General features: G+C 39.4%; 13 protein-coding genes. 9 read left to right on the plus strand and 4 right to left on the minus strand.

Annotated features, from left to right (window positions below; translation table 11 throughout):
• Positions 1-71 precede the first annotated feature (71 nt).
• The 5 genes from K348_RS0109920 to K348_RS0109940 all read left to right on the plus strand — a co-directional run bounded on the left by K348_RS0109920 (position 72) and on the right by K348_RS0109940 (position 4,835).
• A protein-coding gene (locus K348_RS0109920; RefSeq protein ID WP_231496770.1) for an IS3 family transposase occupies positions 72-1,342 on the plus strand; the annotation gives its coding sequence in 2 pieces (ribosomal slippage) (positions 72-447 and positions 447-1,342; 1,272 coding nt in all).
• 129 nt (positions 1,343-1,471) lie between these two features.
• Positions 1,472-2,143 (plus strand): DUF1080 domain-containing protein, encoded by a 672-nt coding sequence (locus K348_RS0109925; protein ID WP_029904817.1) that lies wholly within the window; start codon positions 1,472-1,474, stop codon positions 2,141-2,143.
• Positions 2,144-2,290: 147 nt separating this feature from the next.
• The gene (locus K348_RS0109930) at positions 2,291-3,091 is read left to right on the plus strand and encodes a helix-turn-helix domain-containing protein (protein ID WP_029904818.1); all 801 of its coding nucleotides are present in this window, start codon (positions 2,291-2,293) and stop codon (positions 3,089-3,091) included.
• Positions 3,092-3,177: 86 nt separating this feature from the next.
• Entirely contained in the window at positions 3,178-3,546 is a 369-nt protein-coding gene (locus K348_RS0109935; RefSeq protein ID WP_029904819.1) for a VOC family protein, read from the plus strand.
• A gap of 209 nt (positions 3,547-3,755) precedes the next feature.
• Positions 3,756-4,835 carry a hypothetical protein gene (locus tag K348_RS0109940; protein WP_029904820.1) on the plus strand — a complete coding sequence of 360 codons (1,080 nt, stop codon included), beginning with the start codon at positions 3,756-3,758 and terminating at the stop codon, positions 4,833-4,835.
• Positions 4,836-4,888: 53 nt separating this feature from the next.
• Here K348_RS0109940 and K348_RS0109945 read toward each other — a convergent pair whose 3' ends face one another.
• A complete protein-coding gene (locus K348_RS0109945; protein WP_029904821.1) occupies positions 4,889-6,529 on the minus strand; it encodes a fumarate hydratase in 1,641 nt (546 codons plus the stop codon).
• Positions 6,530-7,079: 550 nt separating this feature from the next.
• Between K348_RS0109945 and K348_RS0109950 the strand changes: the two genes are divergently transcribed.
• The gene (locus K348_RS0109950) at positions 7,080-8,264 is read left to right on the plus strand and encodes a hypothetical protein (protein WP_029904822.1); all 1,185 of its coding nucleotides are present in this window, start codon (positions 7,080-7,082) and stop codon (positions 8,262-8,264) included.
• Here the strand turns inward: K348_RS0109950 and purN are convergent.
• On the minus strand, positions 8,261-8,827 hold the full coding sequence (purN, locus tag K348_RS0109955) for a phosphoribosylglycinamide formyltransferase (RefSeq protein ID WP_029904823.1): 567 nt from the start codon (positions 8,825-8,827) through the stop codon (positions 8,261-8,263). The genes K348_RS0109950 and purN overlap by 4 nt on opposite strands.
• 154 nt (positions 8,828-8,981) lie before the next feature.
• Here purN and K348_RS0109960 point away from each other — a divergent pair, with 154 nt between their 5' ends.
• Genes K348_RS0109960 through rnc form a run of 3 tightly spaced genes read left to right on the plus strand, consistent with a single transcriptional unit; the run spans position 8,982 to position 11,336 of the window.
• The gene (locus K348_RS0109960; RefSeq protein WP_006798850.1) at positions 8,982-9,218 is read left to right on the plus strand and encodes an acyl carrier protein; all 237 of its coding nucleotides are present in this window, start codon (positions 8,982-8,984) and stop codon (positions 9,216-9,218) included.
• 21 nt (positions 9,219-9,239) lie between these two features.
• On the plus strand, positions 9,240-10,502 hold the full coding sequence (gene fabF, locus K348_RS0109965; RefSeq protein ID WP_029904824.1) for a beta-ketoacyl-ACP synthase II: 1,263 nt from the start codon (positions 9,240-9,242) through the stop codon (positions 10,500-10,502).
• Between the two features lie 9 nt (positions 10,503-10,511).
• Positions 10,512-11,336: a ribonuclease III gene (gene rnc / locus K348_RS0109970; protein WP_029904825.1), complete on the plus strand. Its 825-nt coding sequence runs from the start codon at positions 10,512-10,514 to the stop codon at positions 11,334-11,336.
• 40 nt (positions 11,337-11,376) lie between these two features.
• On the opposite strand, the gene K348_RS0109975 is transcribed toward rnc, so the two are convergent.
• Both K348_RS0109975 and asnA read right to left on the minus strand, forming a co-directional pair.
• Positions 11,377-13,047, minus strand: a complete 1,671-nt coding sequence (locus K348_RS0109975; RefSeq protein WP_029904826.1) for a nucleoside kinase — start codon at positions 13,045-13,047, stop codon at positions 11,377-11,379.
• Positions 13,048-13,199: 152 nt separating this feature from the next.
• Complete coding sequence (gene asnA / locus K348_RS0109980; RefSeq protein ID WP_029904827.1) at positions 13,200-14,237, minus strand: aspartate--ammonia ligase; 1,038 nt, start codon at positions 14,235-14,237, stop codon at positions 13,200-13,202.
• Between the last annotated feature and the right edge of the window lie 202 nt (positions 14,238-14,439).

The raw sequence follows: 14,439 nt of genomic DNA on the forward strand, positions 1-14,439 counted from the left end.
AAAATATCCGGTCTTTTTTATTTTAATTTATGTCCCGTCCTAAAATAGGTTTACAACAAAAACAACTTATTATGGAACATCAAGAAAATGAGTATTATGTCAAACGTACTCAAAAAGACTACAGCCTATCTTTTAAACTTCAAGTGGTTCAAGAAATTGAATCCCGAGAGCTCAACTTAACTCAAGCAGCTCTCAAGTATGGCATTCAATCAACCAGCACAATTCGCACTTGGCTCAGAAAATTTGGTACCTTAGACCGAGAATTACAAGTCAAATTTACTATGGAAAAGACTCCTGAACAACGGTTAATGGAACTGGAAGCTAAAGTTCGTCTGCTTGAAAAGCAAAAGGCGAGTTTAGAGAAGCAGCTTGAATTTCAACAGGATAAGGCAATCATGTTTGATATTATGATCGACATAGCCGAAAAAGAGTTTAATATTCCCGTCCGAAAAAAGTCTGTACCCGAAGCATCGAACGCTTCAAAGAAGAAAGGACAGCAACCATGATTTATTCATGTGATGTCTTCGGGATCAGCCGACAGGCTTATTATAAACGAGTTGACAGAGCTAAGCAGAAACAAGCTTATGGCGAGTATGTTATATCCAAAGTTCAGGATGTTCGAGTGGCTATGCCCAGACTTGGAACTCGCAAATTATATTACCTGTTGGGTTCTTCTTTGAATATTGGCAGAGATAAACTATTCAGTATCCTCAGGGCCAATAAAATGTTAATAAGTCCTGTTCGGTCATATACCAAGACTACTATGTCAAAACATTGGCTACATAAACATCCCAACCTGTTAAAGGATATGATTGTCTATCGCCCCGAACAGGTTTTTGTGAGTGATATAACCTATATTAAATCAAAACAAAAGACACATTATCTGTCTTTGATTACTGATGCCTGTTCCAGAAAAATAGTTGGATATCATCTAAGTAATGATTTGGGTGCACAAAGTGTATCTAAAGCTCTGAAAATGGCGATAAAGACTAGAGTTTACCATAACCCTTTGATTCATCACTCTGATAGGGGATTACAATATTGCTCTGAATTATATCAGAAAATATTAGCTAAGAATAAAATTACTCCATCGATGACTGATGGCTATGATTGCTATCAAAATGCACTGGCTGAGAGAATTAATGGAATACTAAAACATGAGTTCTTATTTACAAAATGCAATAACTATCAGCAATTAAGCCTGTTAATTAAACAATCTATTGATATTTATAACAATAAAAGACCACATTTGGCTCTGAATATGAAAACGCCTAACTTTATCCATCTGAAACAAAAAACCAATGAACATAAATCCATCGGTTCTTATACTATTTTAATATAAATCCTGTAAACCTATTTTAGGACGGGACATTAAGTGAAATATTTCATAATATTTGTTCTGCAAATTGTTAAAAATTAGATACATTTGTTTGCCAAACATTTATTTAATATACCATTAAAAGTAATTATCATGAAACGCATTATTTTATTCGCGACAGTATTGCTGATAACTTGCAGTATCTCGGTTTTTGGAGAAAACAACAGTAAAAAATGGAAGCCTCTTTTCGGAACAAACCTCTCGGAAGCACAATACAATGCTGAAGTATGGAGTGAAGAAGGCGGGGTACTCTCCGCTGTAAAAGATGAATCTATCTGGACAACAACAGAATATGAAAACTTTGAACTCGACTTGGAATTTAAAACAGACGTAAATACCAATAGCGGAGTAGTGATATACTGTACCGACAAAGTAAAATGGATACCTAATTCGGTAGAAATACAGATAGCCGACGACTATGGCGATCATTTTACAAATGCAAAAGCTAACGAAAAGTGCGGTGCTATCTATGGTCACTTAGGTGCAACACAGGACAAAGTGGTGAAAAAACCGGGAGAATGGAACCATATGCGCATTAAATGTGTAGGACAGAATATTACTGTAACCCTTAACGGAAAGAAAGTAACTGAAATGGATATGAGCAAATGGACTTCAGGAACTACAAACCCAGACGGGACAAGCATTCCAAGCTGGTTACCAAAACCATTTGCCGAACTACCGACAAAAGGCTATATCGGTCTGCAGGGCAAGCATGGAAAATCTCTGATCTGGTTCCGTAATGTGAAAATCCGCGACGCGAAATAATAGTATAATCATTCCATAATATTGAAAGAGCATATCCTGACAGGTATGCTCTTTTTCTTTTCCCCGAAAATGTCCTTTTTATCCAATTGGGCCTAAGACAGATATTTTAACTTTGTCCCCATTTCTTTTATTTATAAATTTGTATTGATGGAAATATTCAATATCATACAACCTGCACCGGTTCTGGCTCCGTATATCAAGCATTACTGGACACTGGAAATCGACAGTATAATATCCGTTTCGGAACGGATTGTTCCCGTCGGGTGTATGCAGATAGTTTTTCATCGTGGCGACCGGATGAATTCCCTCACCGACAGAAAATTACAACCGCAATCCTTTATCTGCGGCCAGTCCGATGGCTTTACCGACCTGATATCCACCGGAAAGGTAAATATGCTGGTCATTGTCTTTCATCCGCATGGAGCAAAGGCATTTTTTCCGATGCCGATGAGTGAATTCCACAAAATGGACATTCCTACAGGCGAGATAGGTGATATAGCGCTTCGGGAACTGGAAGAAAGGATATATGAAGAACCGGACAACACGAAAGCAATAGCATTAATTGAATCGTACTTTATCTTCCAACTTAGAAAGACTTTCGACAGCTATAATCACAAACGTATCCATGAAGTACTGAAAGCGATAAACAGGGAGCATCAGCCAAATATCACCTCATTATCGGAAATAGCCTGTCTCAGTTACAAACAGTTCAACAGGGTATTTACCGAATATATTGGTGCAAATCCGAAAGAGTTTACACGTATTGTCCGTTTTCAGCGGGCTTTATATATGCTGCAGCAAAATCCTGAGATCAATATTACAGAACTGGCTTTCGACTGCGGATACTACGACCAGCCGCACCTGATAAAGGAATTCAAAAGCTTCTCGGGCCATACACCATATGAATATATGGCTGTCTGCAGTCCTTATTCCGACTACTTTTCCTAACATCTAGAATGTCCTTTTTTTACAAGACTCGGAAATCCGGATGCACTAATTTTGTAAAGTCAAACCAATCAAAAAAAACAGATTTTATGAAAAGACTAGTAGCATTCTTCGAAATCCCCTGTAATGATTTCAACAGGGCAGTAAAATTTTATGAAACAGTATTCGGTATCAACATGAGTAAGTTCGATTGCGAACACGAAAAAATGGCATTCTTCCCCGAAGAAGAAGGCATATGCCCTGGAGCAATCTCATGGGCAGAAGATTTCAAACCCTCGCAGAACGGTGTACTTATCAGTCTGAATTGTGAAGATATAAGTCCTACCCTATCGACTATTGAAGCGAATGGCGGTAAAGTTGTTATCACGAAAACAAAGATCGAAGCAGAAGGACGCGGATACTTCTGCATTTTCGCAGACTGCGAAGGAAACCATATAGGCTTATACTCTGATAAATAAGAATTTAATTATGTAATAGAAGAGGCTGAATATATCCAGCCTCTTTTTTGTATACTAAAATATATGAGAAAACTTAACACTCCTTTAATATTCAAAAATAGCTAAACAATCTTTCAAAACTTATTGTTAGCAATATAAAACATTATAAACCTTTACGTTACTGAACACAAAAGCTATAACTGTAAATTTATAATTAAAACATAAAGCTTATGACATTAAAAGAAAAGATTAAAAAGCTTGCGAATGAAACAAATAATCCATGTGTAACAATCTCATTGAACACACACAGGACGCATCCCGATAGTCTGAAGGATGAAATATTATTGAAAAATTTATTGAATGAGGCCGACAAACGTGTAACAGATGAGTATGGAAAAAGATCTGCAGCCACAGTATTAAATAAGATATCTGATGTCGCAGATAAAATAAACAGGGATCATAATCTGGATAGCCTGCACATTTTCCTATCGCAGGATACAGAAGAGATTATCAAATTATCATGGCCGACTTATCAGGATAAAGTCAGTATAGGCAATACTTTTGATGTGCGCCCGTTAATTAAAGCTTACAACCGGAGCACAGAATATTTAATTCTTGTATTATCGCAGGGCGGTGTCACTCTATACGATGCAGTTAATGACAATATAACAAAAGAAATAAAAAACGATGATTTCCGTTTTGGAGAAACTCCTTACTATATTCCCGATAGAGAAGAGAGAAGCGATGCTAAAAGAGTTGACGACATGATCCGCGAATTCTTCAATCAGGTGGATAAAGCACTTATAAAAGTAGCAAATGAAAAAGAACTGAAATGTATTGTAATCTGTACCGAAGACAATTTCAGCAAATTGATGGAAGTCTCTGATAATCCTGAAACTTATACAGGACATGCGCTGATTGATTACGATAAATCCAAGCCGCACGATGTCGTAAAACAGGGCTGGGAGATTATCAAAAATTTACTGGAAGAACAAACGAAAACTGCCATCGCAGAAATGGATGATGCCGTTTCGCAACATAAAGTGCTGACCGATTTACAAGAGATATATCAGGCGGCAATCGACGGTCGGGGCGATGTGCTAATCATATACGAAGATTTTTCTCAGCCTGTACGTATGAATGACGAAAGAACTTTCGAGTTTATAGCCGAGGCTACTTCACCGGAAGAAAACGACGATATTATCAGCGATATCGCATGGGAAGTAATGTCGAAGGGAGGAAAGGTATTTTTTACCAAACAGGAAGAAATAAGAAAGTTTGGAGACATTGTATTAAGAACCAGATATTAAAAATAAAAAAGCCCTATTTTTTAAATAGGGCTTTTTTATTTACATCTGTATTATCAGCACGATGTACAATTTATCGGTTTCAACTGCTGGAAGAAGTCATTTCCCTTATCATCCACAAGAATGAATGCAGGAAAATCGACCACTTCTATTTTCCAGATAGCCTCCATACCCAGTTCTGGATATTCGAGACATTCGAGGCTCTTGATACTGTTCTGCGCCAGAATAGCTGCAGGCCCACCTATACTGCCGAGATAAAAACCGCCATGCTTCTTGCAGGCATCAGTTACCTGCTGGCTGCGGTTGCCCTTAGCAATCATAATCAAGCTACCGCCATGAGATTGGAATGAATCTACGTATGAGTCCATACGACCTGCTGTAGTCGGCCCCATAGAACCGCTCGCATAGCCTTTAGGCGTTTTAGCAGGACCGGCGTAATAAATAGGATGATCCTTTATATATTGAGGTAAACCTTCTCCGTTGTCGATTCTTTCCTGCAGCTTAGCATGAGCGATGTCGCGGCCTACGATAATTGTTCCCGTAAGCGAAAGACGTGTAGATACCGGATATTTCGTAAGCTCTGCCAGTATTTCTTTCATCGGGCGGTTAAGGTCTATTTGCACCCCTCCTGCTTCGCCTGCGTTGCGTAGTTCTTCAGGAATCAGACGAGCCGGATTATCTTCCATTTTTTCCAGCCATATACCGTCCTTATTAATTTTTCCTTTGATATTTCTGTCTGCAGAGCAGGATACACCCATACCGACAGGACATGAAGCGCCGTGGCGCGGAAGACGTATCACACGGATATCATGCGCAAAGAACTTACCACCGAACTGGGCGCCGAGTCCAAGCTCCTGAGCGGCTTTCAATAGCTTCGCTTCCATTTCCAGGTCGCGGAATGCACGGCCGCCTTCATTTCCCGAAGTAGGCAGTTCGTCATAATATTTGGTAGAAGCCATTTTCACAGTCTTCAGGTTTGTTTCAGCAGAAGTGCCGCCAATGGCGAATGCAATATGGTAAGGTGGGCAGGCTGCAGTTCCCAGCGATTTCATCTTTTCGATAAGGAACGACTCTAATTTTTCAGGAGTAAGCAATGCTTTTGTTTCCTGATATAAATATGTTTTATTGGCCGAACCGCCACCTTTTGCCACAAACAGGAATTTGTATTCGTTACCGTTCACGGCATATAAATCTATCTGTGCAGGCAAATTTGTACCCGTATTTACCTCTTTATACATATCCAGCGGAGCATTCTGGGAATAACGCAGATTATCTTCCGTAAATGTATTGTATACACCTTTCGACAAAGCTTCTTCATCATTACCGCCAGTCCATACATTCTGACCTTTTTTACCCATTATAATTGCCGTACCGGTATCCTGACAGAACGGAAGAACGCCCTTTGCAGAAATTTCCGAATTACGGAGGAATGTAAGAGCCACAAACTTGTCGTTATCGCTGGCTTGAGGGTCTGAAAGTATTTTTGCTACCTGTTCCTGATGTTCTGGACGAAGCAGGAATTCTACATTATGGAAAGCATGCTGCGCCAGCAAAGTAAGCGCTTCTGGTTCCACTTTCAGTATTTCCTGACCTTCGAAGCTTGCTGTAGAAACGAAGTCTTTCGATAAGAGATAATACTCTGTCGTATCCTTTCCTAAAGGGAAAGTTTCCTGATACTTAAACGGAGGCGTTGCCATGAATTGATAGTTTTTTTAGTTGATTGATTTTGTATGCAAAAGTAGCAAATATCCGCAACCTTATCAAGAATATGTGTTTATAAAAACTTAAATTGAATAACAATATTTGAGAGATATTTTTATCTATATTATATAAAAGCTTTTAGCAGTTAGCTGATAGCTCTTTGAAATGAAATATTAGACACAAGTAAACCAGTAAACGAGTAGACAAGTTTTTAACCTGTATCTCGTATTTTGTTTGCTTGTCTACTAAAATATCTGTTACTTTTGTTACCTTTTGCGACTTGGTGTCTATATTGCAAGAGAATCATTGTTAACTGATAACAGTTGACTGATAGCTGATAATTCGGTTACCTTTGTTACCTTTTAACAATATATTGTTAATTAATATAAAAATTGAATTCAGGAATATTATCTACCGTTAACAATAAAATGTGATATGCTAATTTTTGCAAGAGTAAAATTTCTTTCGGGAAAAACTTGTATCTTTGCTAAAGATATATTAATTAGGTGTATTGTATCAAAACATAAATTACATAAAGAGACACAAATGAGTACATGCAAATATATAATATTATTAATAATCCTGTTAGTACTTCCTTTCCTCGCGGAAGCTCAGATATACCGCGCTCCGACAAAGGTAGAGGCCGAGCAAATAGGAAAAAAAATATATGTCATCAGTACCGGTGATACCACACGCGTTGTAAATACAATCAGCGGAGGATTGACCGATGAATATTCAAAATTCCTGTTCCGAAAGAGCAATAGTGCCGAAGTGGATTCTATCCTCTCCGAAGGAAGTACGGATTATAATAATCTGGAAGAAGCTGTTTTGGATATCGACAGGCTATTGCGTGAAGTCGGTAATGAGAAAAAGGCAAATAGCGAGAGAAACAGTGCATTGGGCTTCCGTCTTGCCCGTGAAAACAGAAACCAGAGGAAGAAAGAACAAACTGCCATGCGCATAGCTGACAGCCTAATGAGAAAAGATGCAACAATAGAAGACCTTACACGCATGTATATCGGCTTCAATGGAAAACCTACTTATTATATTAATGGGCTTGAAGTGCCACAATCGATAACAAACAAGTTATACCCTGAAGAAGTTATCAAACGTGAAATGAGGGTGTCGGATACCGCTTCCGGAAATCCTTTTGGTGAAGTATGGTATATTGTATCGGAAAAAACATTAAGCCGGATTAATATCCCGATTCACCTGACAAATAATAATTTGTTTGAAACAAACGTAGCAAACTCAGTATCGACTCCGGCTATTGTTGCACCGGCAACAAAAAAACCTCCCAAAGCCCCTGAACCTGTGATAAGAAGAGAAATAGGCGCCGACGGTAAGCAGATAGACAGGGTGGTAAAGGCAAGTCCGGATAAAAATACTTCCGAAACTCCCGAAACGGAAGTCATGGACAATACACCAAAGACTACAACGCGCGTTATATCTAGAACTGTGAATGACGAAAAAGTAGGCACAGATAAAAATGCTACTTATATAATGAATAGACCGGGAATCAAGCGTGTAGCCAATCCTCCGCAATCTTCGATAAGACAGCAGCATTACGGCAATACGAATGAAGAGAATGTGAGAACAGCCCCGCCTGTGCGGAATGAGCCTTTGCAAATTGAGGAAAAGGCAGATGAGGACAAGCCGAAAAGTACTCCTAAAAAATCGGTAAGAAGAATAAAGGAAAGGTTACAGAACCAATATAAGGATAGAGACTAATCTTTCAACAGTTTATCTATAACAGCAGGAAAGTGCTTATACTCCAGTGTATGCACTTTTTTTGCGACATCTTCGTATGTATCCGTCGGTAATACAGGGCATTTGGCCTGAAAGATAACGGCGCCTTCGTCATAGTTCTCATTCACATAATGGATAGTTATACCCGATTCACTGTCTTTGGCATCTATCACAGCCTTATGTACATTATCCCCGTACATGCCTTTCCCCCCATGCTTGGGAAGCAGGGCAGGATGTATATTGATAATCTTATCCGGATATACATGTAAAAGATTAGCAGGCACTTTCAGCAAAAATCCTGCAAGGACGATAAAATCAATCCCTTTCTGTAATAAATATTCAGGAACTTTATCTGTATTACAGAAGTCGCTCTTTGAAAACGTAACCGATTCCACACCCAGATCTTTAGCCCGGTGATGTACATAAGCATCTTCCTTATTAGATACTACAAGCACCACAGACGCAGATTTACTGTTTTGGAAATAACGAATGATGTTTTCGGCATTAGTTCCTGATCCTGAAGCAAAAATGGCAATTCGAGTCATTCAATATATTTTAAGATGTTTGCACACAAATAAAAATAATGTGCAATTTTAACTATTTTATCAACAAAATATTTGTTTCATATATATAAAAAACTGTTACTTTGCACCGACAAAATTAGAAATAAAAATTTATTATTAATCAAAACTAAAAATTATGTCAGAAGTAGCATCAAAGGTGAAAGCAATTATTGTTGATAAGTTAGGTGTTGAAGAGTCTGAAGTAACAGATACTGCAAGCTTTACTAACGACTTAGGAGCTGATTCACTTGACACAGTAGAATTAATCATGGAATTTGAAAAAGAATTTGGCATTTCTATTCCGGATGATCAAACTGAAAAAATCGCTACAGTAGGAGATGCTGTCTCTTACATTGAAGCAAATGCAAAATAATTTTTTTTCCAATATTTACTTATGGAATTAAAAAGAGTAGTAGTAACAGGTCTAGGCTCAGTATCCCCATTAGGCAACGATGTCGCAACAACATGGGACAATGCACTGAAAGGGATGAGTGGGGCTGGACCTATTACTCATTTTGATGCGTCAAAATTTAAAACACAATTCGCCTGCGAGGTTAAAAATTTCGATCCGGCTTTATATCTGGATAGAAAAGAAATCCGCAAATGCGATAGATATACATTAATGGCTATCGGTTCTTCGGAAGAAGCCATTGCAGATTCAAAACTTGACTTTGAGAAATTAAACTGCGACCGGATAGGCGTAATCATGTCGGCTGGTATAGGCGGTATCAGGACTTTCGAAGAAGAAGTCGGATATTTCTATACACACGAAGACATGGGACCTAAGTTTAATCCGTTCTTTATCCCGAAAATGATTTCGGATATTGCTGCCGGATTAATCTCGATCCGTCATGGTTTAAGAGGTCCTAACTATGGAACAGTATCAGCTTGTGCATCTTCTACGCACAGTGCCATATCTGCGTTCGACCACATTCGTCTGGGTAAAGCCGATGTAATAGTTGTGGGTGGTGCAGAGGCAGCCATATCTGTATCGGGAGTAGGTGGCTTCAATGCCATGACAGCGCTTTCTACCCGAAATGACTCTCCCGAAACGGCTTCACGCCCGTTCAGCGCAAGCCGCGACGGATTCGTAATAGGTGAAGGCTCTGCCTGTCTTATTTTCGAAGAGTTGGAGCATGCCTTGGCCCGTGGCGCTAAGATATATGCAGAAGTTGCAGGTGGCGGTATGTCGGCAGATGCTTATCATATGACTGCATCACATCCCGACGGTCTGGGAGCTAAGCTTGTTATGAGAAATGCTCTGCAGGATGCGCACATGGATGCAACTGAAATGGACTATATAAATGTACACGGTACTTCTACTCCGGTAGGTGATCCTTCTGAAATCAAAGCGATTAAAGAAGTATTTGGAGAGCATGCTTACAATTTAAACATTAGTTCTACAAAATCGATGACAGGGCATCTACTTGGTGCTGCAGGTGCTTTGGAAGCTATGTTCTGTGTATTGGCTGTTCAGAACGACATCGTACCTCCTACAATTAATTTTACAGAGGGTGATGAAGATCCTGAAATAGACTACAAGTTGAATCTTACTTTTAATAAGGCACAACAAAGAACTGTTAATGTAGCACTTTCTAATACATTTGGTTTTGGTGGACATAATGCATGTGTAATAGTGAAAAAGTTTAAGAAATAAGGACACAACGTGTTTAAAAAGATATATCGAGGTGTAAGGCTTCTTCCTAAAAGAGGGAAGGAGCCTTATGTATCTTTTTATAAAATACTTGGCTTTTATCCTTTCAATATAACCTTGTACGAACAGGCCCTGCTTCACAAGTCGTCGTCTATAAAATTAAGGGACGGCAGGTGGATTAACAACGAGCGTCTCGAATTCCTCGGGGATGCTATTCTGGATGCCATTGTTGCGGATATTGTATTTAAGGAATTCGAGTATAAGAAAGAAGGATTCCTTACCAATATGCGCTCTAAGATCGTACAAAGGGAAACGCTGAATAAGCTGGCGCTCGAACTGGGGATCGATAAGCTCATTAAAACATCGACCCGAAATACGACCCCGAACACTCATATGTATGGCAATGCACTGGAAGCATTGATCGGAGCCATATATCTTGATCAAGGGTATCGGGCTGCTAAGAGGTTCGTATTTGAGCGATTAATTCAGGAGCACCTCAATATAGAGTCTGTGGCCGAACTTGAAGCCAATTATAAATCAAGGCTTATCGAGTGGAGCCAGAAGCAGAAAATATCCGTCAGCTTTGACCTGATAGATAGTTTTGTTGACGAGAATAACACGCCGATCTTCAAAACAGCGGTGATCATACTTGGAGAACAGGCCGGAGTGGGCACAGGTTATTCCAAGAAAGAATCGCAGCAGAAAGCAGCAAAGGAAGCTTTCAATAAGTTGCAGATTAACAATACATTCCGAAATCATATCTTTGAGTTGTTTGAACAGCAACAGCAGCTTCACAACGAGAAATATGTCAATTCATCAGAACAAGAGAACGTATAATAAATGAGGCCACCCTCTCGGATAGCCTCTCTATATACTATCAGTATTTGAAACTGCTTCCACCCAAAAACTCCCTGAGTAATGATGTTGGCGGCAGTTCCCTGTCATTTATATAGTTAAAGTACTTTAGGAACTTGAGCAAGCGATGTGCTTCCGCATACTCGGGCGCACTATTAGGTACTTGCGATAATATCGGCTCGGCATAACGTCGTAAGGCTGCAAACTCATACATCATAGCCGAGTTGAACATTACATCGGCATTTTCCTGATACGGGAATATCCACTTATCTTCCCCTTTGCGTACACTTGCCCAACGCGACAAAGTATCTATAGCCGAATAACTTCGATAACGGTAGTCACGAATCAGACGACGTAAAAGGCGATTATCTGTAGTAGGTATCCAGTTGTGGTTATCAAGTGATATAGTAGTCAATGCTGACACATATACTTTGAACTTCTGATAATCAGGTATACCTGCTGTAAGATCAGGATTTAACCCGTGTATGCCTTCGATTACCAATATAGAATGTTCATCCAGCTTAAGTGTATCACCTTTATACTCCCGTTGACCTGTTGTAAAGTTGAATGTAGGCAAGGCAACTTCTTCTCCTTTCAGAAGGCTTTCAAGGTCCTCATTGAACTTCGGGATATCAAGGGCATATAGTGATTCAAAGTCATAATCCCCATTCTCATCCAACGGTGTTTGATCCCTGTTTACAAAGTAGTTATCTAAAGACAATCCTACAGGCTTCAGTAAGTTAACCATTAGCTGAACTTCGAGCCTCATCCGGAAAGTAGTCTTACCCGATGATGAAGGCCCCGAAATAAGTACTACACGAACACCGCTCTCAGACTTTGAGGCAATCTGTTCTGCAATATTGGCTATTGTCTTTTCCTGATAAGCTTCTGAAACCTTTATCACTCCCGGCATAGCTCCTATCTCATTCGCCTTGTTCATATCGCCTACATTGTCAAGGCCAATTATATTAAGGAACTTAAGATGCTCTTTGTATACATTATACATTTTCGGTTGCTCAATAATAGGCTCAAGCTCAATTGGATTACTGCGGTTAGGCACACGCAAGAGCAATCCGTCATGATATAAGTGTAAGTCGAATATATTGATATATCCCGTAGAAGGGACAAGACATCCATAGAAATAATCGACGGTGTCACCCATACGATAATATTTGGAATACAACTCTCCGGAAGTTTCCAGCAAGATTGCTTTATCGTCGAAGCCTCTTTCCCTAAACATCTTCACGACCTTTTCGGTTTCTTCTTCCACTCCTTCGAACTGCATATCATCATCAATATATTCCTGTATTTTGGCTTTGATAGCTGCTATAGCTTTTTCATCAACAACCGACGATACGTTTATGATACGGCAAAAGTAACCCAACGAAATCGGATGTTCTATATATAGTTGTCCTTCAGGAAAGACCTCTGCCACAGCCTTTGCTAATAAGAAGCATAAAGAACGTACATAGGTGCGCATACCCGAAGGTTCAGTCATATCGACGAATGTAACCGTCTTATTATGGTAAGCCTGATAATCTAAAGGCTCCGTCTTATTATTTACTCTTGCATTGACAACCGGAAACTGTGTTTGTAAAGAGAAGCCTTTCATGATATCGATAAGGCTTGTTCCTGCCGCGAAGTCTTTGTAGCTGTTAGTGTTTGTACAGTGGATCGTAACTTTATTTTCCATGTTCTGCTTATTGAATTAATTGAAAAGACAAAGGATGTTCTAAAATCGAAACATCCTTCGTTTATAAAGTTAAATAAAATTATTTATATCCTGCCGTTCAATCTCGCCTTTCAAGGCTTTAAGCGGACTGATTTATATCTTTTTATGAAAAATCAGATCAATGGCATGCCCAGGCTTTCAGCCTCAACACGCATTTTCTCCGGCCATATTCCTGCCTGTATTTCCCCTATATGACCTTTACGCAAGTAGAACATACAAAGGCGTGATTGCCCGATACCGCCACCGATAGACTGCGGTAATTCACCATTCAACAGGCGTTTGTGGAAGTATAACTCCTTGCGGCTCTCTTGTCCGGACTTTTTCAACTGCTCCAGCAGTATCTCTTTATTGACACGGATTCCCATGGATGATAGTTCCATGCCCTGGCACAAAACCGGATTCCATACAATAAGGTCACCGTTCAAACCATGATAACCATTCTCCGACCGGGTAGTCCAATCATCGTAATCCGGAGCACGCCCGTCGTGTGGCTTACCATTACTCAGGTCGCCGCCAATACCAATGATAAAGACAGCTCCGTTTTCTTCCGCTATTTTGTTCTCACGCTCTTTGGCTGTCAGATCCGGATACTTTCTAAGTAATTCCTCAGCATGGATAAATGTAATCTCGCTCGGCAAAATAGGCACTATAGATGGAAACACTTCATATACAAGATATTCTGTGCGCACCATAGCAGCATAAATACGGTTAACTACCTCTTTTAGGAAATCAAGATTCCTGTTCTTTGGCGACATCACCATTTCCCAGTCCCACTGATCGACATACAGCGAATGCAGGTTACCCAATTCTTCATCGGCGCGTATTGCATTCATATCAGTATATATACCGTATCCCTCATTTATACCGTAATCTGCAAGGGTCAGTCTTTTCCATTTTGCCAATGAATGTACTATTTCGGCACGTTCGTCACCCATATCTTTTATTGGGAAGTTGACAGCACGTTCCACACCGTTGAGATCATCGTTGATACCCATACCTTTCAAAACAAACAAAGGAGCTGTAACCCGTCGCAGGCGCAGCTCAGATGATAAGTTTTGCTGGAAGAAATCCTTTATTCTTTTGATACCCAGCTCAGTTTGCTGCAGATCAAGCAAAGCACAGTACTGTTTAGGCTTAATTAAATAGCTCATTTTTAAGTTTCGAATATTTTTAATGTTAAAAGACTAGCAAAGTTAGCGGTTTAATATTAATATGGAAATATTTTTCTGTATAATTTAGACAATATGATAAAGTGTTAATAATATTGTTTTACATTAATTAACAATACATTGTTAAAAAGTAACGAAAGTAACGGATTTTACAATTAGTCAACATTATTTCTCGCAAAGACGC

Origin of the sequence: Prevotella sp. 10(H) (genome assembly GCF_000711235.1) — a bacterium.
Lineage (GTDB): Bacteria > Bacteroidota > Bacteroidia > Bacteroidales > Dysgonomonadaceae > Dysgonomonas.